This is a genomic window from Paenibacillus sp. Y412MC10 (assembly GCF_000024685.1).
In the GTDB taxonomy this organism is placed as follows: domain Bacteria; phylum Bacillota; class Bacilli; order Paenibacillales; family Paenibacillaceae; genus Paenibacillus_AQ; species Paenibacillus_AQ lautus_A.
Genome location: NC_013406.1, coordinates 4,576,192 through 4,599,501, shown reverse-complemented (window position 1 = coordinate 4,599,501; position 23,310 = coordinate 4,576,192). Strand labels below are relative to the sequence as shown.

21 protein-coding genes and 1 tRNA gene are annotated in these 23,310 nt (G+C 50.1%); 19 read left to right on the top strand and 3 right to left on the bottom strand.

All coding sequences use genetic code 11. The features are described 5' to 3' along the window. Positions 1-47: 47 nt before the first annotated feature. Entirely contained in the window at positions 48-953 is a 906-nt protein-coding gene (locus tag GYMC10_RS19885; protein ID WP_015736209.1) for a rhodanese-related sulfurtransferase, read from the bottom strand. A 200-nt stretch (positions 954-1,153) separates the two neighbouring features. Here GYMC10_RS19885 and GYMC10_RS19880 point away from each other — a divergent pair, with 200 nt between their 5' ends. The 9 genes from GYMC10_RS19880 (at position 1,154) to GYMC10_RS19840 (ending at position 12,262) form a co-directional block, all read left to right on the top strand. Further along, a complete protein-coding gene (locus GYMC10_RS19880) occupies positions 1,154-1,792 on the top strand; it encodes an SGNH/GDSL hydrolase family protein (protein WP_015736208.1) in 639 nt (212 codons plus the stop codon). A gap of 295 nt (positions 1,793-2,087) precedes the next feature. Further along, positions 2,088-3,128 (top strand): ABC transporter substrate-binding protein, encoded by a 1,041-nt coding sequence (locus GYMC10_RS19875; RefSeq protein WP_041622025.1) that lies wholly within the window; start codon positions 2,088-2,090, stop codon positions 3,126-3,128. Between the two features lie 58 nt (positions 3,129-3,186). Continuing rightward, positions 3,187-4,107, top strand: coding sequence for an ABC transporter permease (locus GYMC10_RS19870; protein ID WP_015736206.1), 921 nt, complete (start codon positions 3,187-3,189; stop codon positions 4,105-4,107). Beyond that, positions 4,107-4,901: an ABC transporter ATP-binding protein gene (locus tag GYMC10_RS19865; RefSeq protein ID WP_015736205.1), complete on the top strand. Its 795-nt coding sequence runs from the start codon at positions 4,107-4,109 to the stop codon at positions 4,899-4,901. The genes GYMC10_RS19870 and GYMC10_RS19865 overlap by 1 nt, the downstream gene beginning before the upstream one ends. A gap of 300 nt (positions 4,902-5,201) precedes the next feature. Next, positions 5,202-6,590 (top strand): helix-turn-helix domain-containing protein, encoded by a 1,389-nt coding sequence (locus GYMC10_RS19860; protein ID WP_015736204.1) that lies wholly within the window; start codon positions 5,202-5,204, stop codon positions 6,588-6,590. A gap of 302 nt (positions 6,591-6,892) precedes the next feature. Continuing rightward, positions 6,893-8,272, top strand: coding sequence for a helix-turn-helix domain-containing protein (locus tag GYMC10_RS19855; protein ID WP_015736203.1), 1,380 nt, complete (start codon positions 6,893-6,895; stop codon positions 8,270-8,272). A 143-nt stretch (positions 8,273-8,415) separates the two neighbouring features. Next, on the top strand, positions 8,416-9,645 hold the full coding sequence (locus GYMC10_RS19850) for a CynX/NimT family MFS transporter (RefSeq protein ID WP_015736202.1): 1,230 nt from the start codon (positions 8,416-8,418) through the stop codon (positions 9,643-9,645). Between the two features lie 283 nt (positions 9,646-9,928). Next, a complete protein-coding gene (locus GYMC10_RS19845; protein ID WP_015736201.1) occupies positions 9,929-11,158 on the top strand; it encodes a chromate transporter in 1,230 nt (409 codons plus the stop codon). Positions 11,159-11,329: 171 nt separating this feature from the next. Next, positions 11,330-12,262 (top strand): NAD(P)/FAD-dependent oxidoreductase, encoded by a 933-nt coding sequence (locus GYMC10_RS19840; RefSeq protein ID WP_015736200.1) that lies wholly within the window; start codon positions 11,330-11,332, stop codon positions 12,260-12,262. Positions 12,263-12,427: 165 nt separating this feature from the next. Here the strand turns inward: GYMC10_RS19840 and GYMC10_RS19835 are convergent, their stop codons facing one another. Then, complete coding sequence (locus GYMC10_RS19835) at positions 12,428-12,730, bottom strand: hypothetical protein (RefSeq protein ID WP_015736199.1); 303 nt, start codon at positions 12,728-12,730, stop codon at positions 12,428-12,430. 148 nt (positions 12,731-12,878) lie between these two features. Here GYMC10_RS19835 and GYMC10_RS19830 point away from each other — a divergent pair, with 148 nt between their 5' ends. The 8 genes from GYMC10_RS19830 to GYMC10_RS19795 all read left to right on the top strand — a co-directional run bounded on the left by GYMC10_RS19830 (position 12,879) and on the right by GYMC10_RS19795 (position 21,660). Next, positions 12,879-13,262, top strand: a complete 384-nt coding sequence (locus tag GYMC10_RS19830) for an antibiotic biosynthesis monooxygenase family protein (protein ID WP_015736198.1) — start codon at positions 12,879-12,881, stop codon at positions 13,260-13,262. A 225-nt stretch (positions 13,263-13,487) separates the two neighbouring features. Next, positions 13,488-14,468: an AAA family ATPase gene (locus tag GYMC10_RS19825; protein ID WP_015736197.1), complete on the top strand. Its 981-nt coding sequence runs from the start codon at positions 13,488-13,490 to the stop codon at positions 14,466-14,468. Positions 14,469-14,480: 12 nt separating this feature from the next. Next, on the top strand, positions 14,481-15,587 hold the full coding sequence (locus GYMC10_RS19820; protein WP_015736196.1) for a DUF58 domain-containing protein: 1,107 nt from the start codon (positions 14,481-14,483) through the stop codon (positions 15,585-15,587). Further along, entirely contained in the window at positions 15,584-16,888 is a 1,305-nt protein-coding gene (locus GYMC10_RS19815; RefSeq protein WP_015736195.1) for a DUF4129 domain-containing protein, read from the top strand. Before GYMC10_RS19820 ends, GYMC10_RS19815 begins: the two co-directional genes overlap by 4 nt. A gap of 12 nt (positions 16,889-16,900) precedes the next feature. Further along, positions 16,901-18,853 (top strand): type I pullulanase, encoded by a 1,953-nt coding sequence (gene pulA / locus GYMC10_RS19810; protein WP_015736194.1) that lies wholly within the window; start codon positions 16,901-16,903, stop codon positions 18,851-18,853. Between the two features lie 100 nt (positions 18,854-18,953). After that, positions 18,954-20,558: an S-layer homology domain-containing protein gene (locus GYMC10_RS19805; protein WP_036661484.1), complete on the top strand. Its 1,605-nt coding sequence runs from the start codon at positions 18,954-18,956 to the stop codon at positions 20,556-20,558. 128 nt (positions 20,559-20,686) lie between these two features. Then, positions 20,687-21,142, top strand: a complete 456-nt coding sequence (locus tag GYMC10_RS19800; protein WP_015736192.1) for a RidA family protein — start codon at positions 20,687-20,689, stop codon at positions 21,140-21,142. Between the two features lie 2 nt (positions 21,143-21,144). Then, complete coding sequence (locus GYMC10_RS19795) at positions 21,145-21,660, top strand: GNAT family N-acetyltransferase (protein WP_015736191.1); 516 nt, start codon at positions 21,145-21,147, stop codon at positions 21,658-21,660. A gap of 42 nt (positions 21,661-21,702) precedes the next feature. On the opposite strand, the gene GYMC10_RS19790 is transcribed toward GYMC10_RS19795, so the two are convergent. Next, positions 21,703-22,554 carry an alpha/beta hydrolase family protein gene (locus GYMC10_RS19790; RefSeq protein ID WP_015736190.1) on the bottom strand — a complete coding sequence of 284 codons (852 nt, stop codon included), beginning with the start codon at positions 22,552-22,554 and terminating at the stop codon, positions 21,703-21,705. Between the two features lie 193 nt (positions 22,555-22,747). On the opposite strand from GYMC10_RS19790, the gene GYMC10_RS19785 reads away from it, so the two are divergent. Both GYMC10_RS19785 and GYMC10_RS19780 read left to right on the top strand, forming a co-directional pair. Further along, positions 22,748-22,820 (top strand) — tRNA-His (locus GYMC10_RS19785). Between the two features lie 128 nt (positions 22,821-22,948). Further along, the gene (locus GYMC10_RS19780; RefSeq protein ID WP_015736189.1) at positions 22,949-23,209 is read left to right on the top strand and encodes a YqkE family protein; all 261 of its coding nucleotides are present in this window, start codon (positions 22,949-22,951) and stop codon (positions 23,207-23,209) included. Positions 23,210-23,310 lie beyond the last annotated feature (101 nt).

Sequence of the window (23,310 nt, the reverse complement as noted above, 5' to 3'; positions counted from 1 at the left end):
TCGCGTCTTGCCCTTTCGTTTGGTTATTAATATATGCCTTGATTGGATTAGGAAGCATTGTGGCTTGCAGCAACAATTTCTTCGCACTCCGCTGAGCAGCAGCCATGATGAAGCTCCTCACACTCTTCGCAGCACACATGCTGCAGGTGGCAAGCGTCATTATCGCAGTTGATATACCGATCTTCGGGCTTTCCGCAATGGTGGCATTTGCCCACGATAACATCCTCGTCCGTTTGATTGATCGGAACGGAAATGCGCTCATCAAACACATAACATTTTCCGTCGAATAGACGGCCCTGTACTTCAGGATCTTTCCCGTAGGTGACAATGCCGCCCTCAAGCTGGGCAACGTCTTTGAAGCCTTCCTTGAGCATAAAGCCGGTCAGTTTCTCGCATCGGATGCCCCCTGTGCAGTAAGTCAGGATGGTTTTATCCTTGTGCTCGCTCAGGTTCTCGCGAATCCATTCCGGAAACTCCCGGAAGGATTGCACCTCTGGTCTTATCGCATTGCGGAAATGACCGATGTCGTACTCATAATCATTCCGTCCGTCGATGACGATCACATCATCACGCTGCAAGTGTTCAAAGAATTCCTGGGGCGATAGGCGTTTTCCGCTGATCACGTTAGGGTCGAGTTCATCCTCGACACGGAACGTAACGAGTTCTTCGCGGTGACGCACGAACATTTTTTTGAAGGCATGCCCTTCGGATGGGTCAATCTTAAACACCATATCCGCAAATAGCGGATTGGCGTGCATATCCTGCATATATTGCTCAGTCTGTTCAACCGTACCGGATACCGTACCATTGATGCCTTCGGAGGCAACCAGGATGCGTCCTTTGAGCCCGAGATCTTTGCAGTATTGCAGATGCTCGTCTTTGAACGCTTCAGGGTCCGGGATTTGAACAAATTTATAATAGAGAAGGATCTGATAGTTCTGTTGCTCTGACATGATTTAATCACCTGTTCTTTTTAAGATTCAGCCATACGTATACCTATAGAATTGTAGTGAATTCATTCCACATAGTCAACTTAAATGTATAGAAAGTTTGCCATGATATGTGAATTTAAGGGGTTTCACGAATGCTTGAAAGCGGTTATGATGAAGGGGTGAGCAGGTGAACACTTTCATTATTGGAGGCGTTGAACAGCATGGTACATATCGAGCAAAATGCACTCGTATTGTTTCAAGGCGACAGCATCACCGATTGCGGGCGAAATTACGAGGAGTCGGACAGTTTGGGGCATGGATACGCGCTGATGGCTGCTGCCCGGCTTGGTATGGAGCTGCCATTGAAAAGGCTGCGTTTTGTAAACCGGGGAATCAGCGGCAACCGGGTCGTCGATCTGCGGGGGCGCTGGGAGGAAGATTGCATCGATCTGGATCCGACATGGGTATCCATCCTGGTCGGCATCAATGAAACCGGCAGGAGGTTTAATCGCGGCGAAACCACGTCCGTGGAAGCTTATTATGAAGGCTACAGGGAGCTGCTAATCCAAACCCGCGAGCTGACCGGCGCCAGTTTCATTCTCATGGAGCCCTTCCTGCTGCCCGTTACGGAAGCGAAGAAGGAGTGGCGGGAAGATCTGGACCCAAAAATTCAGGCCGTTCGCGAATTGTCGCGCGAATTTGAAACCTTGTACGTTCCGCTTGACGGCATATTCGCTGCAGCCAGCGCCAAGATTGAGATGAGTTATTGGGCGCCCGATGGCGTGCATCCATCGCCGGCAGGGCATGCTCTTATGGCAGATGCGTGGCTTGCGACCATGCAGGGCCGTTCCATTCTGTAGAGGTTATTATAAGATTTTTTCTACTATATAAATATGGTTTCGTTATACTGGCATCCCCGGAGACGTATGAGATCCGGGGATGTTCTTTATGGAAAGCATCCTCCAATAGAAAATCTTGATTGACGAATACAATTGGGTACATATAAAATGTTCATAATAGACCGTTGTTCAATAGGAACGACCTGTTTTTTGACTTTAATGCTTTCGTCTATGAAAGCGGGGAAGCGTTGTCGCTTTATGTAGAAAATTATGGTTTGGAAAGCAAAACGGTTAACAAATTGAGAGGGGATTCATGATGAAGAGAAAAATGTGGTTATCACTTACACTCTCCGCACTGCTGGTTACGGCAGTAGGCTGCGGGGACAAGCCGGAAGGCGGCGGCACGACTCAAACGGGCAGCGGCGGAGATGCCGAGAAGAAATCCTACAGCATCGCGATTTCACAGATCGTTGAGCATCCATCCTTGGATGCAACGCGGGAAGGTATTCTGGCAGCATTGAAGGACGCTGGAATCTCGGAGGATGACAAAACGCTGAAGATTGATTACAACAATGCACAAGGTGACCCGGCGAACAACCTCTCGATTGGACAGAAGTTGAAGGATACGAAAGCGGATCTGGTGATCGCAATTGCAACCGATTCGGCACAGGCTGTGGCGCAGAACGTGAAGGAGAAGCCGGTCTTGTTCGCAGCTGTAACAGATCCGCTCGATGCGAAGCTGGTCAGCGATTTGAAGAAACCAGGGGGCAACATCACCGGGGCATCTGACACGAACCCGGAAGCAACCAAACAATTGATGAATTTTGTAAATACTCATTTTCCAAATGTTAAGAGGATTGGTTTGGTCTTAGATGAAGGAGAAGCAAATGCGGTTGTTATGGCCAACACGGCAGAAGAGGTGCTTTCGGAGCATGGAATCGAGCTTGTGAAAGCTGCCGTTACCAATACTTCGGAAGTGAAGCAAGCAGCGGAATCGCTAGTCGGTAAAGTCGATGCCTTTTATATCACGCTGGATAATACCGTGGTAAGTGGAGTCGAGACAATTATTCAGACAGCACAAAAAAACAAAATACCGTTCTTTTCCAGTGACCGCGATACGGTGGAGAAGGGAGCTTTTGCAACGGTTGGATTCAAGTACTACGATCATGGATATCAAGTTGGACAGATGGCCGTAGAGATCCTGAAAAACGGCAAAAATCCGGCAGACATGGAAATCACGAAGCCGGATAAACTGGATCTGATCCTGAACACGAAGGCTGCGGCTGAATATGGAATTGAAGTGACCGACGCCATGAAACAAGAAGTCAAAGACCCGGACAACAACATCATCGAGTAACGGTAAGGCGCGGAGGTAACAGCCCGCGCCTTGCTTAATCCTAAAGGAGGTCAAAGACATGCTGGATTTCGTGATGAAGCTGGATGGTCCGATTGAATTGGGGCTGCTGTATGCGCTGATGGCACTTGGCGTGTATATTACGTTCCGGATTCTGGATTTTCCGGATCTGACGGTGGATGGAAGTTTTACGACAGGCGCAGCGATTGCAGCGATTCTGATTACCAACGGTGTGAACCCATGGCTTGCCACGCTTGCCGCATTTGCCGGAGGTATGTTAGCCGGTATCTGTACAGGCCTGCTGCACACCAAGGGTAAAATCAACGGTTTGCTGTCGGGCATTATTATGATGATTGCGCTGTATTCGATCAATATGAGGATCATGGGCAAGCCTAATATATCGTTGAGCCAGGAAGCGAATATCTTCGGATCGATCGATCCGATTTATATTATGTTAGTGATTGTGATCATCGGCAAGCTGCTGCTGGATGCATTCTTCCGGACGGATCTTGGTCTTGCGCTGCGCGCGACAGGCGATAACAAGCGGATGATCCGCAGCTTTGGTGCCAACACGGACACAACAACCATTCTGGGACTCAGCATCTCGAACGGGCTGGTGGCCTTATCCGGAGCAGTGGTTGCCCAGCAATCCAGTTTTGCGGACATCGGCTCCGGTATTGGAATGATTGTCATTGGTTTGGCATCCGTTATTATCGGCGAAGCCGTTCTTGGAACCGGCTCGGTATTCCGGACGACGCTGGCTGTCGTCTGCGGTTCGATTATCTATCGGATTGTCGTTGCCGCTGCTTATGAGATTCCATGGCTCGAAGCTTCGGATTTAAAATTGATCACGGCGATCATCGTCATTATCGCTCTCGTGGTTCCGACCATCAACCGGGCGATGAAGCAGCGTTCACAGGCACGGAGGCGCTCAACCGAACTGTTAGCTACGCAAGGGAAGACCAAAGGAGGTGCCCTCTGATGCTGGAAATGAACCATGTGTCCAAGCTGTTTAACCCGGGGACGGTGGATGAGAAAATCGCCTTGATGGATATCAATCTTCGCTTGAAGTCGGGGGATTTCGTGACGGTTATCGGGAGTAATGGTGCGGGCAAGTCCACGCTAATGAATATCATTTCCGGGGTAATGAAGCCGGATGCGGGTGAAGTGCGCATTGACGGCACTTCGATCGGCCATCTGCCGGAATTCCGTCGCAGCCGTTGGATCGGCCGGGTATTTCAGGATCCGATGGCGGGCACGGCGCCGCATATGACCATTGAAGAGAATCTGGCGATGGCATATCGTCGCGGCCAGTCCCGCGGGCTCAGCATAGGCGTTACAGCATCCAAGCGGGCCGGATTCCGCAAACATCTAGAGCGGCTTGGCATTGGACTTGAGGATCGGCTCCGAGCCAAAGTAGGAATGCTGTCGGGAGGAGAACGTCAAGCGCTAAGCTTGCTAATGGCAACCTTCACGCAGCCGCAAATCTTGCTGCTCGATGAACATACGGCAGCGCTCGATCCGGCTCGTGCGGAGCTGATTACCCGAATAACCGATGACATCGTACGCGACATGAAGTTGACCACGCTCATGGTCACGCATAACATGGAGCAAGCCATCCGTCTTGGCAATCGTCTCATTATGATGGATAAGGGGCGCATCATTCTGGATGTGGACGAAGAGCGCAAGAAATCCCTGACGGTGGAGCAGCTGCTTGGGGAATTTGAGCAGATTAGCGGCCATAAGCTGTCCGATGATCGTTTGGTGCTGGGGTAAAATTTTACTTCAAGACAAGGAATTTTTGGACTGAAGATTGATTAGAAAGTTCTTCATAGAATTCATCAAAAAAAGCGCTTCCGAAAATTTCGGAGCGCTTTTTCTCATCGTGTCATTTCATTTGACGATATATAAATAGAATAGGATTTACAAGGAAATTGGGATTTTTAAATCTTATTGGGTATTTTATGTAAAAAAATGACGTAAATAAGTATTGACCGCTGGAATATTAATTAATATGATTACTGTATAGAGAAATATACTAATATTTGGGTTCTGATCCTGGAGGGTGGTGTTAGCTTGGAAATGACAGCCACGATTCGCGAACAAATGGAAGAGTTTCTACATAAGAACGAAATGACGATTAATCGGTTTGCTGAAATATCGGAGGTCAACAGCGGCACACTCAGCAACATTCTGAATGGGAACCGCCCGATTTCCATGCAGCAACTGGACCGAATTACGTCAGGCATGGGTCTGGAAGAGGGTTATTTCTACGAGTTGTACATAGATGAGTGTATTTTTCATGCTACGCCGGATTGGCGTCGATTGGGACCGTTTCTTCACAGGTGCGCGGAACTGGGGAAGCTGGATTGTTTGGACAAGGCTGTCCGAATGACGATGGATAATATTTCTTACTCCCCGCTGCTCTTTGAAACAGCCGAGCTTTTTTTCAAAGAGGGAAAGCATGAGGCGGCCGTGCTGCTCTACAGGAGTGTGGCTGAGAGCGAAAGATTCCAGCATTCGGAGCGGCTGGCCCTTTGTCAGTACCGGTTGTTTACGCTCGGGCTTACGGATGATCAGGAAATGAATTCGCGGGCAGCAGTATACTTCGAACCTTATATTGATCGTTTAGATGAAGTTTATCAATTGGATGCGCTAGTTGATTTGATCAATGTAAATGGATCTATTCATCGTTGGGATAAAGTTGAGGAATTCGCTGAGCTAATGCTGCATAAAGCAATGATTGAGTTTAAGTATATTGAGACAAAAAATCATATTGAAGTAAAGAGGAAGAATCCACTTATTTTTTATATACTATACGGACATTTATCATTAGAATATAGCTACAGTGAGCGTGGAGAATACGAAAAGGCACTATATTATGTATCACAATATGCTGATCCTTCATGGGGTAATAACGCTAATAATGAAGAACTACAAATTATTAACCAGTTTAAAGAGTGGGCAGTTGCAAACAAATATGTGTACCAGTTAATGGTCGGGCAAGCTGAAGTCCTTTCTGAGTATATGGAATTCGTCTCGACTCGCGAAGACGAGATTTTTGTGGCTTTGTGTAACATAATGATAGCGGCCAATCGACATAAATTTCAGGTAGATCATATTTTGGAAGATTACAATGATTATTTAATCTATAAGCAACAACGAAATCGAATAGGCAAAGTTAGTAATCAAGTAACATTAGAGAGACATACGCGTTTATTGGCCGAATTAGGGATCTACTATATAAATTCGGAACAATATGATAAAGGAATAGAATTTATATTGGAAAGTTTGGGAAGTTCCATTACAATTAATAGTAACACTGGCATGCTAAGATGCATGGGGTTATTCGAACAGTATCGTCATTTTTCATCATTAGAATCACAAAAAAGGTATACTAATTTAGTTAGCGAGGTGCAAAAATTAAATGAGAAAAAAATTGGTTTCTCTATTAGTTATGTTTAGTATCGTTTGGACATTTGCAGTTCCAGCTTTAACGATTCATGCTGACAATAACGAACAAATAGCGGTATTTTCAACTTTAACTCATGGATTTGGATCTGGCGGTTCATAATTATCTTAAACTCGAATAGGTGGGCCATAGTAAGATGCTTCCGATTCCTCGGAGGCGTCTTTTATTGTATCTTATAGAAATATTTTAGGTATGTTCAGTTCATCTACTATTGACCTAAAGAATGTAAAATAATAGCATGAAATTAATTAATTACAAAACTAATATTTGGTTTTCCATCTGGGGGTGTGGTTACTTGGAGACGACAGCCACGATTCGCGGAGAAATAGTAAGATATTTGCAGAATCATCGTATGACGATTAACCAGTTTGCGAGGATATCCGGCATCAACAGCGGAACACTTAGTAATATCTTGAATGGTAATCGTCCCATGTCCATGCACCAGTTAGACCGGATTACCGAAGGAATGGGTCTGGAAGAGGGGCACTTCTACAATCTTTACATAACGGAAAGTATTTTCCACACCACTCCGGATTGGCGGAGACTGAGGCCTTTTCTTAAGCGATGTGCTGAACTGGATAAATTGGACTGTTTGCATAGAACTGCACGAATGACGTTGGAAAATATCAATTACGTACCAATGCTTTTCGAAATGGCAGAAGAATTGTTCATCGAGGAAAAGTATAAAGCGGCTGCGTTATTATACGAATGCGTAGCCGAATGCGAAAAATTGCAGTATTCCGAACGGTTAGCACTTTGCCAATATCGATTATTCTTAATCAGGTTAGGTGAGAACCAAGAGGAAAATTTACAAGCTGCCGTATATTTCGAGCCTTATATTGATAGGTTGGATGAAATGTATCAGTTGGATGCGTATGTTAAGCTTATTAATCTGAATATATCTTTGCAGCGTATGGATAAAATCGAAGCTCTTGCCAAAAGAATGGAACATCATGCCAGAATTCATTATCAGCAAAATAGGAGCTGGTTCGAGGGAAGTGGAAATCCAAGGAAGCCCCTTATTTTTTATATTTTGTATTCATATTTAATTCAGGCATATTTATATCAAGAGCGTGGGGATTACGATAATGCATTCTACTACGTATCCTTGTATGAAAAACCAGACTGGATAACTAACGCCAGTAATGAAGAATCCCTCATTATGAATCAATTCAAAGAATGGGCTGAAGCAAATCGCTATATGTTTAGTTTAATGAGCGGACAACCAGGTGCCCTACATCAGTATGTAGATTACGTTGAATCGAGAGAACATGAGATCTTTCTTGCTCTATGCAATATCATGGTCGCAGCCAATCGTTATCAACTTCATGTTGATCCGATTTTGGACCGTTTTAAAGAGCATTTGCATTATAGATCGCAGCAAAATGAGCTTGGAAAGATAAGCGATCAGGTCACAATAAACCGTTACACCCGCCTTCTCGCCGAATTAGGGATATACTATTTGAATGCCAAACAGCAAAATCGCGGTTTATCCTATATCCTGGACAGTCTCGAGTATTCGATCAGAATCAAAAGCGATAACGGGATGTTGCGGTGCATGGGGATCTTTGAGCAGTTCCGCCATGCTTCAACCGAGGATATCCTGAACCGGTATAATGAATTGATTCGCGATGTCCAAAAATTATCCGTGTATGCCTGGAGCCCGGTTGTGTAGGGCTCTTCGGTGCGTCCATGCGTTATTACATGACATGCCGCCAGGATGTTGACCTCCCGGGGCTATGGCCTAAAGTCCGGGTTTGTGATAAACTCGGATAAGTTTATTTTTACATATCGCATGAAAAGTAAGGAGTCCATGTCATGACATCAAGAACATCGATAGATCCAAACACCAATTCCACAGGGCGCACATGGTTGATCTTTGCAGGCATCATCCTTATTGCCATTAACCTCAGGGCGGCGATTACTTCGGTAGGTCCGCTGATCGGAATCATTCGTGAGGATACGGGAATTTCAAACACATTGGCAGGCATGCTGACAACGCTGCCGCTATTAGCCTTTGCTTTACTGTCGCCGATGGCGCCGGCCATGGCCAAAAAATGGGGACTGGAGACAACCCTTCTGCTGAGTATGGTCGTGCTGACTTTCGGCATCGGCATACGCTCGATATCGTCTCCCTATACGCTGTTGATAGGTACCGCATTCCTAGGGATGGCCATAGCCGTAGGGAACGTGCTGCTCCCGAGTCTGGTCAAGCGGGACTTCCCGCGCCATATCGGTTTGTTGACAGGCACCTACTCCGCCTCGATGAACCTGCTCGCCGCGATTGCATCGGGGGTGAGCATTCCGCTGGCTACCCAAGCCGGGCTTGGTTGGCAGGGCTCCCTGTTAATTTGGGGATCCTTGTCCATATTGGCGATGATTGTATGGCTGATCCAACGCAGCAGTTCCGGAAAAACCGCTGAGGTCAGTTCGGCTGCCGGAAAGCAGCAGAGCGTGCTGAAGTCGCCGCTTGCTTGGTATATTACTTTATTTATGGGGCTTCAATCGTTTACGTTCTACGTGAACATCTCTTGGCTGCCAGAAATTCTGAGAAGCCAAGGCATGGATTACGGCGCCGCAGGATGGATGCTCTCGATTCTCCAATTTGTCAGCCTGCCGTTTTCCTTCATCATTCCAGTCCTGGCCGGCCGGAATCCGAACCAGCGCGTACTGGTAACGATCTCTGCATTGTCCATGCTGATCGGTTATGCCGGTTTGTTATCCGGCATGTCTTCATTGAATCTCCTATGGGTGATGCTGGTAGGTATTTCGGGCGGGGCGAATTTCAGTTTGTCCCTGATGTTCTTCACCCTTCGTACCAAAACGGCCCACGAAGCCGCCGCGTTATCGGGCATGGCCCAGTCGTTGGGTTATTTGCTGGCTGCCGTCGGTCCGATGCTGATCGGGTTCCTGCATGACGCAACGGGAGGGTGGAAGGTGCCTCTGACGGTGCTGTCCGCCGTTGTCGTGGTGTTGTTCATCTTTGGTTTTGGGGCAGCGAAGCCAGGTTATCTGTCCGTTCCGGACGAAACGAAGACGGAGGCTTAAAGCTGCAGAAGTCAGCATCTGGTGATGCATCATGCTATTAGAACGATATGAAGAGCGATCCATGGAGATACTCCAGTTGGATCGCTCTTTTTTTAATGCATGTGCGGACATTCACGCGAAGCATTCAAGTCTGAAAAATTTACATTGCGTTTACATAAATGGGTAGATTGATCATGAGAATATGGTATACTCTGAAATTTGATAAAGATGATCTATATACTTAAGACTGAACGGGTTAAGAGTTCTATCACATTACACCAAGCAAACGGGGAGCGATGGTATCTTGAATCTACAGACAGATAAAGAGCAAACACAGTCTCAAGTTGGCAACAGACAACCGTCCGGAAGGTGGCGTGCGCTCGGCGAAACCTGGTGGACTGCTCTGCAGCTGGGACTTACTTCATTTGGCGGGCCGATTGCCCATCTCGGATACTTCCACCAGACCTATGTACGGCGGAAACAATGGCTGGATGAGAAAAGCTACGCGGATCTGGTGGCCTTGGCCCAGTTCCTTCCCGGACCTGCCAGCAGCCAGGTAGGCATTGGCGTTGGGGTTATGAGAGCCGGACTCTGGGGCGGACTTGTCGCTTGGCTCGGCTTCACGCTGCCGTCCGTGCTCATGCTTATGATTTTTGCCTACCTGATGCAAACCTTCGATCCGGGCTCGGCAGGCTGGATTCAGGGACTTAAAATCGTCGCGGTAGCCATCGTAGCGCAAGCGGTGCTCGGAATGGCAGGGAAGCTGGCCTCAGGCCCTGTCCGGGCGGCTGTAGCGTTAATCGCCATGGCCGTCGTGCTGCTGTGGCAGAGTCCCATGTCTCAAGTGACGGTGATCGCTCTAGCCGGCTTATCGGGATTGTGGCTGTTCAAGCGTCAAGCAAACGAAGAGTCAACACCCGATATGAAAATGCCGATCGGACGGAGAGCCGGACTCTTTTGCCTGGGAGCGTTTGTCGTTCTGTTGGTAGGTCTCCCGCTCCTTAAAGGAATAACCGATAATGGATGGGTAGCCATTGTGGACAGCTTCTACCGTGCCGGATCGCTTGTATTCGGCGGAGGGCATGTCGTTCTTCCGCTGCTGGAGAGCGAGACGGTACTGAACGGATGGATGTCTAAAGAGGATTTTCTAACCGGTTACGGGGCGACACAAGCGGTTCCTGGCCCGTTGTTTACATTTGCCGCTTATCTTGGGGTCCTGATTCAGGGAATACCCGGTGGCATCGTTGCTACGCTTGCCATCTTTCTGCCCGGATTTCTGCTCATGGTAGGAGCCATGCCATTCTGGAACGGCATCAGAAGAAGCCCGAAGCTGCAGGGCATGCTGACAGGCATGAACGCGGCTGTGGTCGGAATTCTGCTGGCCGCTTTGTACCATCCCATATGGACTTCCTCCATCCACGGTCCGCTTGAATTTGTGATCGGCGCAGGACTGTTCGGGATGCTGATGTTCTGGAAGAGTCCCCCGTGGCTTGTTGTCATCATTGGCGCATTAGCAGGACAGTTTCTCCTGTAAAGGCCTTATTGAATAGCCCTCGGCATGATGTGCCGGGGGTTATTTGATTGATCAGGAGTAAATCGCATCGGATTGGTTAAATATTAGGGTGTATCTCTATTCGGGAAGCATGCGTTGATCACAAGAGTTTTTAGCTCTTAATTCGATACAGAAATGAGTGGATAAACCTACATGATGGACAGCGACGTGAAAGATTGCATTATTGTTGGCGGCGGAATTGCAGGTCTGCAGGCAGCTATACAACTGGGACGGTATTCGGCCTACGATGTACTGGTCATCGACCGGGGAACGGGGCGTTCCACCATCTGCAAGAGCTACCGCAACATACTAGGATGGCCGGAAGGGGTGTCCGGTGAAGAGCTCAGACAGCGAGGGCGGAAGCAGGCGGAGGCCGTGGGAGTTGCGTTTGCAGCCGATGATATACGGAAGGCCGAACGGGATGAAGCGAAGTGTTTTGTGTTAACCGGTAAAGACGGAACCAGGTACAGGGCAAAAAGCCTGCTGCTTGCAACAGGCTTGATGGACCGCTTTCCCAAGCTGCCGGGCCTGATGTCTACGCTGGGCACATCCGTTTTTGTATGTCCCGATTGCGATGGATATGAAATTCAGGATCGAAAAACCGTTGTGCTGGGATCGGGGGATCCCGGTGCCAGTATGGCCATTTTGTTATCCGAGCGGGCTAAGGAAATCATCTATGTCAACCATGAGGGACAGCCGGCTTCGTCCGAGAACATGACGCAGTTAGCGAATCTTGGGATTCCGTATATAGAGAAAAGAGTAACCGAAATTCAGGAGGAAGGGGGCATCCTATCGGCTGTCGTGCTGGAAGACGGCAGCATCATACGCGCGGAGCGCGGTTTCATATCCTTTGGCGGGAACATGATCTATTCCGAATTGGCCGAGCAGTTGGGGGCGGAACTGGAGCACAACCGGCATGTGAAGACCGATCCCCGATCCAAAATGACAAGTGTCGAACTGCTGTGGGCTGCAGGCGACCTTGGCGTCCATTCCGAATTAACGACTGTAGCGATGGGGGAAGGCGCAACGGCTGCGATCTGGATCCATAAAACGCTGAAAAAGATGACAAGCCAAGCCGTAACATAATGTTATGAGTCAGGCTGGAATATTCGCATGGTCCAGGCCATGACATGATAACTAAAGAACCCGCCTGATCGGGCACGGAATGTAAGGAGCGATACCGTGGATCAAGGCGGGTTTTCTGTGCTATCAGCGGACTGTCACCTTGAATTCAAGTCGAGAGACTAGACGTTATGACAGACCGAATCTCGTGATATGATCTTCGAGTTTATATTTGTGCAGCAATTCCGTTTGCTTGGGACCGATCAGGTCAAAATGCGGGTATGGCTGGCGGTGATGGATATACTGCGGATTCAGTCCATTGGATATGCACCAGTCCTTCAGGAGCTGAATATCCGAGCAGCCTACTTTGGTTACGGTATGGAACTCCGGAAACCGCTTATCGTACCAATAATGGGTTAAAAACGCGATATCGCCTTTGGCGACTTTCTGTTTCCATTGCTGCAATTCCTGCTTCGAGATGCCGAATGCCATGTTAGTCTCATCCTCATTCGTATATTCATTCTTCTCATTATACCAGCATATACTTGACTGCACCTACTTGTTTTCATAGCCTGGTGCTGCGAAGTCTGTAGCGCTGCCTTACCGTTGATCGGATCGATGTCGAAAGAGGGGGAACGTTATGATACTGGAATCAGCCATTCTTTATATTAAACCTGGGCTGGCAAGCGAATTCGAAAGTGCCTTTCGGGAGGCTTCCGGCGTATTGTTATCCAAAAAGGGGTATGTAGGCCATGAACTTCACAAGTGCGTGGAGAACCGGGATGAATATATATTCCTTGTCCGCTGGAGCGGCATTAAGGATCACCTGATCGGCTTCCGCGGGCACCCGGACTATAAGAAATGGGTTGCCTCTCTAGAACCGTTTTATGCAAAAGCGCCTGAGGTCAAGCATTATATCGACATCCGGATCGACAGCCGAGAGCAGGCGGAATCGGAGCTGGCTAAACTGTTGATTCCGGAAAGCGGCTCGGATTCCGCCGAGGAAAACAGGCCGTCAGAATAATATGGGCTTCATTTTATCGGCTAATACAACACGGCATGAGTATCCCCTACTGAGGGTGATTCCCCGGGAGCCGTCCTTGGACGGCTTCTTGGCGTTATTGGAAGAGGCGCGCCCTGGTCAGTGAAGGCTTGGCCAAACTTGGCTAATCGGTCTTATTTTGTCCCGAATAACAGGAATTATGGGATGGCGTGACGAACTTTGTTGTTAAGTTAAACTACATAAGGGGTGGTTACAATCATTACAGATTATCATGACGTCCGCCGTCTTGCCGACGACATTCGGGCAAACGTTTCCAAAGTTATGGTAGGCAAGGAGCAGCTGATTGACAGATTGTTTATTGCCATGGTCACATCGGGACATGTACTGCTGGAAGATGTTCCGGGAACCGGGAAGACGCTGTTGGCCAAATCCATCTCCAGGTCGATTGATTGCACGTTTAAGCGAGTACAGTTTACGCCGGATTTGCTGCCGTCCGATCTGAGCGGCATTTATTTCTATAATCAACAGTCCGCGACGTTTGAATTCCGTCCCGGTCCGCTGTTCACCAATATCCTGCTCGCCGATGAAATCAACAGAGCGACGCCTCGTACGCAGTCCAGTCTGCTCGAGTGCATGGAGGAGCACCAGATCAGCATAGATGGAGTAACCCATCAACTGAAAGAACCGTTTCTGGTCATCGCGACGCAGAACCCGCTGGAGCAGCAAGGAACGTTTCCGCTGCCGGAGGCACAGCTGGACCGCTTTTTATTCAAACTGAACATGGGGTATCCTACCTCGGAGGAAAGCGTGAATATTTTGAAGCGCTTCAAAGACGAACAGCCGCTGGAATCCCTGACGGCCATCGCAGCGTCCGACCGCATCGTACAAGCCAGGCATATCGTCAGCAAAGTACATGTCAGCGATGAGATGTTGGCTTATATAGTCGAACTTTCCGAGCATTCGAGACGGGATGAAGCCGTCGCCTCTGGCGTAAGCCCGAGGGGCTGCCAGGCATTATTGAAGGCGGTGCAGGTACAGGCCGTCCTGAACGGGAGAGAGTTCGTTACGCCTGATGACGTGAAGGAGCTGGCCGTGCCGACGTGGGCGCACCGCTTGAAGCTGCGGGGGACGCTCCACAACCGCGGCGGCGCGACCGCCTCGGAAGAAGTGATCGAACGATTGCTGCAGCAGGTTGCCGTGCCGACAGAAGAAGGCATTTCGTCGTAGGGGGCGATGGCGATGGGAGCCTACTGGATATTGTTGATCGCTGCGGTGGTTGTGGTCGTGCAGGGCAAGATTTTCAAACGGACGGCACTCCAAAAGCTGAACTACAGCCGTTCCTTCAAGGTATCGACCTGCTATGAGGGAGATTCCGTGGAATTGATCGAAATCATCGAGAACCGTAAAGCGCTGCCGGTGCCCTGGCTTCGGGTAGAATCTCAGTTCCGCTCGGGCCTGGCGTTCGATAACCAATTGAACCTGGACATCAGCGAGGGGCAATACAATCAGAACCATAAGAGCTTCTTCAGTCTGCTGCCTTGGACCAAGATTCTTCGAAGGCATCGGATTACCGCGAAACGAAGAGGTTTGTACAAGCTGGGAACGGTATCGATGACGACAGGGGATCTGGTCGGCATGGAATCGGTTGTCCAGAGCAAGACCCTGTCCGGCGGAATTATCGTGTATCCGATGCCGATGGATGCGTCGGACATGGAGCTGCCGGTTCAGACCTGGATGGGGGAGATGCTGGTCCGAAGATGGATCATGGAGGATCCATTCCTGATATCGGGCGTTCGCGAATATCGGGACGGTGATCCGCTGAAGGATATCCAATGGAAAGCGACTGCACGGACGGGAAGCCTGCAGGTTCACAGGCGGGATACGACCGCGGACAGCCGGCTCTTCATCTATTTGAATATTGAAGATCATGAGCAGATGTGGAGCAAGGCAACGCGGCCGGAGGCGATTGAGTATGGCATCCGCCTGGCTGCCGGCATTACGGCGCATTTATTGTCACTGGGCATGGAGATCGGGATGGGGACCAATGGAACCCTTGGCGAGGATTCAAGCGATGAAGCATTCGTTCCGGTTGCAGGCGGCATGATGCAGCAGGAGCTGATATTCGAAATGCTGGCCAGACTGGAGCTGACCCGCCGGCTTTCTTTTCATGATTATTTGGCCCATGAGCTGTCGCGGCATGAAGAAGCTAAAGATATCCTCATTCTGAGCACTTACGTCAGTCCCAGGCTGGAAGAGATGTTTCAGCGATTCCGGGATAATGGGCACACGATCCAGGTATTCCTTCTCCGCGACGTGCCGTCTTCCGCGAAGGAGGTGTCCGCATGACCAGTCGAGGACCCGGATTTATAAGGGCTTTTTTGCAGGGATTGGTGGAGTGCGTATTGTATTTCCCGGTGCTCTTCATCCCGGCATTCTATCTGCTGCCTGAATCGTACCGATGGATATGGCCCGCCCTGGTCTTAGGCGGGTACGTCCTGGGCTACGCAGGTGCACATTGGTTCAACATGGATCGTCAGTTCAAAGCTTTCGTATGGTCTTGCCTGGTATCCGTTGCTGTATCCGTTGCCTTTGTAGGGGTTGATATCATCCTTGCTTACGTGATCCCGCTGTTGTTTATTGCCAGTATTCGCGGAAGCCGAATGGAGCAGGTGAACTGGAATTTGATGTTCCCGGGAACATACTTTCTGATCGGGTTGATTCTGTACGGGGTCAGCAGTTTTTTTCTCAGTTTCACGGACTCCTTCCGCGGCGGAATATCGTCTCTGACCTGGATGGGAGCGGCTGCGTTAGGATTGACCCTGCTGATCGTCAACCGGCAATACGTGCTGGACGAAACGCTGCCGGGCAATGACCAGCCCGTGCTGGAACGGCGCGTGCTGCGCTACAATCGCTGGTTTATCATCCTTTTGCTGATCCTTATTGCGCTGGTCGCTTTTCTTCCGCAGCTGCAGCAGTGGGTCTCCGATATGGCGAGGGGGATCGCTGCCTGGATCTCCGGGTGGTTCAGTTCGGGTGCAGAGCAAGCGCCGGAGCCTCCTTCAATGTCGGAGCCTCCTCCCGAGATGCCGTATCTCGATGAAGAAACCAAGCCGCCTAGCCAATGGATGAAAGTCCTGGAGCAAGTGCTGATTTATGGCGTATTCACCGTGATCGGGATCGGTATGCTATACGTTCTGTTCCGGTTTGGCAAAGTGCTGCCCAGCCTCTACAGAAAATTCTCCGCGTGGATGAACAGGATGATGAACAGGCAGAACGTCCAGCCCCAACTGGGCTATGAGGACGAAGTGGAGAATATAGAGCATGACCCGGCATCCAAGCGGCTGCGACGGCTGTTGTCCGGCGTGCGTATCGGCGGAAGGCATCGGGAAGGAGAGGGCTCGGAGTTTCTCAATGAGAAAATCCGCCAAATGTATCGTTTGATACTTTCCCGAAGCATCAGGGAAGGCTATAATTGGAAAGCGTCATTTACACCGCGGGAGACCGAAAACGATCTTAAGGAATGGGACGGACGGAAGGATCGCATTCCGCAGTCCTTGATCGAGCTGTATGAGGAAGCCCGCTACGGAAACCGTACCATTACAAAAGAAGAAGTGGAAGGACTGCAACTTGACCGGAAGCCTAAATGAGGAGTGAACATCTTGTCGGTACAAAAAGAAAGCAACGCTGTTATTCACTACGGGGATCCCGCGGTAACCGGGGGCGTCTCCGTTTTTGATAAGGAATTTGACAAGCTGTTTTATTATGACGGAACCGACCTGGGGTTAACCTACCAAACCCAAGAGTCCAAGTTTCGCCTGTGGGCACCCACGGCCAGCGAGGCCTACGTGCTGCTGTACGCGGATTGGCAGACGTCAGAAGCCCGGCGTTTCCCGATGACGCGCGACGTGAAGGGAACCTGGCTGCTGAAAGTAGAAGAGAATCTTCATGGGATGTTTTACACCTACCAGGTGCTGATCGGGGATCAATGGAATGAAGCAGTCGATCCCTACGCGGCAGCCGTAGGCGTCAATGGCGATCGGGCTTACATCGTGGATATGGCAGGGACCGATCCCGAGCGTTGGACAGACGAGAAACCTCCGTTCCAAAGCCCGCTGGATGCCGTTATCTATGAACTGCATGTTCGTGATTACACCATTCATCCGGACAGCGGAGTGGAGTTTAAGGGCAAGTTTAAAGGCCTGACGGAGACGGGTACCCGGGGGCCGGGAGGGATTCGTACAGGACTTGATCATATCGTGGAGCTTGGGGCCACGCACGTGGAACTACTGCCGATTTATGATTTTGCCACGGAAAGCGTGGATGAGACCAGGCTGCATGAGCCTCAGTACAACTGGGGGTACGACCCGAAGAACTATAATGCTCCTGAAGGCTCGTATGCTACCGATCCGTATGTGCCGGAGATTCGGATCCGTGAATTGAAGGAGCTGATTCAGACCTTCCATGAACATGGCCTGCGGGTCATCATGGACGTGGTGTATAACCACGTTTATGACGGGTATTTGGTCAACTTCACGAAACTGGTGCCGGGATATTATCTCCGCTACACGAAAGACGGCAAATTCTCCAACGGATCCGGATGCGGCAATGACACGGCATCCGAGCGTCCGATGATGCGGAAGTTCATTGTGGAATCCGTCCTGCATTGGGTGAAGGAGTATCGGGTGGACGGTTTCCGCTTTGACCTGATGGGATTGCTGGATGTGCAGACGATGAATGAAATCCGTGCGCGCCTGGACGAAATCGATCCTTCCATCATGACGATCGGCGAAGGCTGGGTCATGAATACCGAGCTGGACGAGAAGAAACGGGCGAATCAGCAGCAAGCGGCCTTGATGCCGCGAATCGCGCACTTTAACGATGGTTTCCGTGATGCAGTTAAAGGGGATATCTTTCATTTTGATTATAAAGGCTTTGTGAGCGGCGGCGTCGGATATCAAAACAAGGTGAAGCAAGGCATCGTGGGCGGCATTCCGTATTCCCAAGATATCAAGGCGTTTGCTTCCGAGCCGGATCAGTGCGTGAATTATGTGGAGTGTCATGATAACCATACCCTTTGGGATAAAATCATGCTGTCTACGGATGGGGAGTCGGATGCCGTTCGCCGCGATATGCACCGGCTGTCATCGGCCATGATTCTTACCAGCCAAGGCATTCCTTTCCTGCACGCCGGCCAAGAGTATTATCGCTCCAAGAACGGTGTGGAGAACAGCTACAATGCCAGCGATGAGGTGAACCGGCTTGATTGGGGAATGGCATCGGAACACCAGGACGGGGTGAAGTACATCCAGCGGCTCGTTCAGCTGCGCAGGAATCATCCGGCGTTCAGAATGAGGGATGCAGCGTCGATCCGCAAGCATCTTCATTTCGAGCCGTGCCCGGAGCATACCGTTGCTTTCACGCTTCGCGATCATGCGGGCGGCGACCCGGCAGAGAATATCTATGTGCTCTATTATGCCGGACGCAAACCGTCCTCCCTGACGATACCCAAGCTGGGCGACTGGAAGGTTCTGTTTGGCGAAGAGCATGTGAAGGGATTGAGCCGGGATTCCCTTGTAGTCGAAGGTATAGGCGCGGTCGTTTTAACTTGTTAAATCCTTAACCGTTGCCCACATTGCCAAGAAATGCATAATGCCTGATTCTATCATCATCTGATATGCTGAGAATATCAGATGATAGAATCGAGGCGCCCCTTTGAAGAAATATATCCTGTCACTTTGTTTCCTTTTGTCTTTTACAGCGTTTATAAGCCCCCTTCAGGCATCAGCAGCTCAAGCTCCTAGCCCGACCGCTTTTCACGATATTTCGTCCAGCTTTGCAAAAGACGCGATTTACCGTCTGGCCAAGCGAGGCATCGTAAGCGGGGATGGCACAGGAGCTTTTTTGCCGCGAAATCCGGTTACGCGGGCCGAATTTATCGCTATGGTTGCCAGAATGCTGAACATGGAGCCTGTTCCGAACGATCTGCCCGCCTTTCAGGACGTATCCCGTTCAGCTTGGTACTACGGCTGGGTTCATGCAGGCCTTAATTTATCCATCGTGGAGGGGAACGGCTACAAGTTCTTTCCGAATGCTTCGATAACAAGACAGGAAGCCGCGGTCATCGTTATTCGTGCCATGAAGGATATTGGATACGATAACGGATATACCGCCGGCTACTATACGGATTCGGAATCGATCGCGGCATGGGCTTGGCGTGCGGTCGGCCAAGCGACGAATACAGGCTGGCTGCAAGGAAGCCAAGGCCAATTCAGACCGCTGGACCCGATCACCAGGGAAGAAACGGCGATGCTGCTGGACAGGGTCCTTCAATCGGGAAACGTGAAATCCATGATCGACAGCCAGCCGGCTGCGAATATTCATATGGGCTGGTTGTACAATGGCTCGACCAAGCAATATATCTCCTATGCCAAACGGGCCGGGTTGAATGTGCTGGTGCCGCGGTGGTATTACATGGAGTCTAACGGGAAGCTGTCGGACAGCACCGACATCGAGCTGCTGAATTGGGCACATAACAATGGCCGGCAGGTGTGGGCTATGGTGGGCAACCGCGCGAATGCGGAAGGAACCCACCAGGTTCTAAGCAGTCCGCAGTCCCGGAAGTCTGTCGTAGACAGCATCGCTGCGAGCGTATCCCGCTACCGATTGGATGGGATCAATATCGATTTTGAAAACGTCATGCCTGAGGACAGGCAGAATCTGACGGCCTTCATCACGCAGTTATCCATGGAAATGAAACGGCTTGGAGCCAAGTTATCCATTGATGTTTCACCTGATCTGAATACGGATTGGACGGCTGCCTTCGATTATGCGGCGCTTGGCAGTCAAGTGGACTATATGGTGCTCATGAGTTATGACCAGCACTGGGGCGGTTCGCCGAAAGCAGGCTCCGTATCCTCGCTGCCATGGAGCGAATCCGCGCTGAGCAAGCTGCTGACCCAAGTGCCGGCTAAGAAGAGCATCATTGCGTATCCGCTCTATACGAGGGATTGGCAGATTGCTTCATCGGTGTCCTCGTCGGATATCAGTTTGATTGAACAGGGACATCGCATCCGTCTGACCCGGGCTTCCTTAACTTGGAATGCCAGCGTGGCGCAATATGAAGCAGCTTATAGCAGCAGAGGCATCCAGCATCGCATATGGACCGAGGATTCCCGCTCCCTGTCATGGAAACATCTCATGGCCGCCAAATACCGAATTGCCGGGTATGCCTATTGGTATCCGGGAGCAGAAACGACGGACGTGTGGCAGGCGATTGACAATGCGGAGCGTTATGCTTCGTATTCGTTCCGGATCTAAGAGCAGACAGGTTACATCCAAGACCAATCCCGATGAATGGGGTTGGTCTTTTTTTGCTTGTAAAACGGTTATTCCGTGATACAATAATTGAAATTTAATTTGAATGATTTTCCTATAGGAGTGATCAAATGACCGTTTGTGCGGAGGAACGTTTACAGCAGCTGGGCATCAGCTTGCCAAAAGCCGGATCGCCGGCAGCCAAGTATGCCAACTACGTCATCGTGAACGGGTTGATGTATGTTTCCGGCAAGGGTCCATCCGGGCAGCCAAGGGGTAAATTGGGCGAGCATTACACAACGGAGCAGGGATACGAATATGCTCGGCTGACCGGAATCGAAGTCTTGGCCGTATTGAGGGAAGGCCTTGGATCGCTTGATAAAGTGAAGCGGGTGGTTAAGGTTCAGGGCTTCATTAACGCAACAACCGATTACGAAGAGCATCATATGGTGTTGAATGGATTTTCAGATTTGATGCTTGAGGTGTTCGGGGATCAAGGGATCCATGCCAGATCCGTATTCGGCGCGGTATCCTTGCGGGATCAGCTGCCTGTCATTGTGGATTCGATTTTTCAAGTGGAGGGATAGCCTTGACGTTAGCATTAAGGGAGCTGCTGGAGAAGGAGGATGAGAGTCTGCTGTTTATGGTCCAGGAGATTGGCTCCGGCGAGAACGGCTTTGTTAACGGCTTAAATAGCAGCAGCATGGAGGAATTCTCCTCCAAGGTCCGTCGCAATTACGAAATGGCACGAAGCATCAATCTGCCGGATGAGTATGTTCCCCAGACGATTTATTGGCTGTATCATACCGGCAAGCCTGTAGGTTACGGCAAGCTCAGACACCGCTTGAATGAGAAGCTTTTGGAGTCAGGGGGGCATATCGGGTATGTCATCAGGCCGTCGGAGCGGGGGAAAGGATATGGCAAACAGATGCTGGCGGGGCTCGTTAAGAAAGCCCGTGAGAAGAACATAAGCCGGGTCCTTCTAACCTGCGATGAAACCAATCTGGCTTCCCGTCGCATCATAGAATGGAACCATGGTGAACTCAGTTCCATTGCGGACGGGAATTGCAAATACTGGATCGATACGGCTGCTAGGCTGGAATAGGGGTATAGATACCGATCCTCATGAACTTGAGAATAAATACGCTTAACTTCGCTTCAACCAGTCGAACATCCGGTTGATCGCCGCTGCATGCTGCGGCGGCGGGAAATGATGTCCCAGCCCTTCGTACAGGTGAGCTTCGGGGTGATGTCCCAGCTCTTGAAGCTTGTCCAGCATCCGGTAGCTGTGTTCAACCAGGACCTGCTCGTCCCGCGTACCATGCACAATCAGGACAGGACATCGGATTCGATCCGCATAATGAATCGGGGACCGAAGAAGGTATCGTTCCGGAAACTTGGTCGGCGTACCGCCAATGACGCGTTTCATCATTCTGCGCAGATCAATCCGTTCCTCGTAGGTCTGCGCCAGGTCGGAAACGCCGCTCCATAGAATCATTTTGGATACATGAGATGACCGGGCGGCTGCCACGGCAGCATTGATCGCCCCGCGGGAGAAGCCCAGCAGATGCATGTGGCTGTTGTCTATCCATGGAATGCGGGATAACCATTCCAAGGCGGTGATCACATCCATCGTATCGGCGCCTCCAAACTCATCCCTGCCCTCGCTGCCTTCGTTTCCGCGATAGGCCGGAGCAAACACGGCATAGCCTTGCGCCGCGAATTCTTCGACCCACTTCAACCTGACCGCGCCGATCCGGCCTATGCCTCCGCGGCAATACAGGACCAGCGGCAGCTTAGGTTCGATCGACCCGGAGGCTCCTTCCGGAACAGGGTCCTTATTCAAGGAGCATGCAAGCGTGCCGGTTACCGTAACGCCGGGTATGGCGTCGATCGCTTCGGACATCTCCTGGCTGCGATTAGGGGACAATTGCGGCGGCAAACCCAGATATCCTTTCACATGCAATCCCTCTGAGACGTAATCGATATGATAGATCATGAATGTCTTACCCCCTATGCTGAATCATCATGTTGTAGCGTATGTGGACTCTTGGTCAGACGACGGAGTTCAAGTAAGTATAGTATTTACTCGTCGTTGAAATCAAGGGACGATGTAAGAAATTACAAATTGCCAAACGGCTGAATATCTGATATATTATGATCTCGGGCATGATGATATGTCCATTGTCATGGCGGTCGTGGCGAAGGGGTTAACGCACCGGATTGTGGCTCCGGCATTCGTGGGTTCAAGTCCCATCGATCGCCCTTAAGTAAGTATACATAACGAGAAGGAGAGCCGAGAGGCTCTCCTTTTTCGTAAAGCCTCTTCAATAGATACGGATGTCAGACGACATTTAAGATGGTATAATGGATTGAAATCGAGGTGAGTATTTATGGCAAAAAAGAAACGAACGTCCCCGGCGCCGCGGACGGAAACTGCCGATAAACCCGCAACGCTAAAAGATATGCTGGACCCTCAAGTTTTGGCAAAGCTGAAGGCGACAACCGAGTCCTTAAAGGCCTCTGAAGCCGAGCGGCTGGAGAAGGAGCGGCAGGAACGGGAAGCTGCACGCAAGGCGGAACAGAAGCGTCGCGATAACGATTTTGAATATCTGCTGGAACACAGCGAGATGGATTGGAAAAAGTACAAATGACAGGCGGCGGCACGCTGTCTGTTTTTTAATATAGACATCAGATAAGGATAGGTTTAAAAAACCGGGCCTATCTGGTAATGCAATATAAACGACTGAAGTCT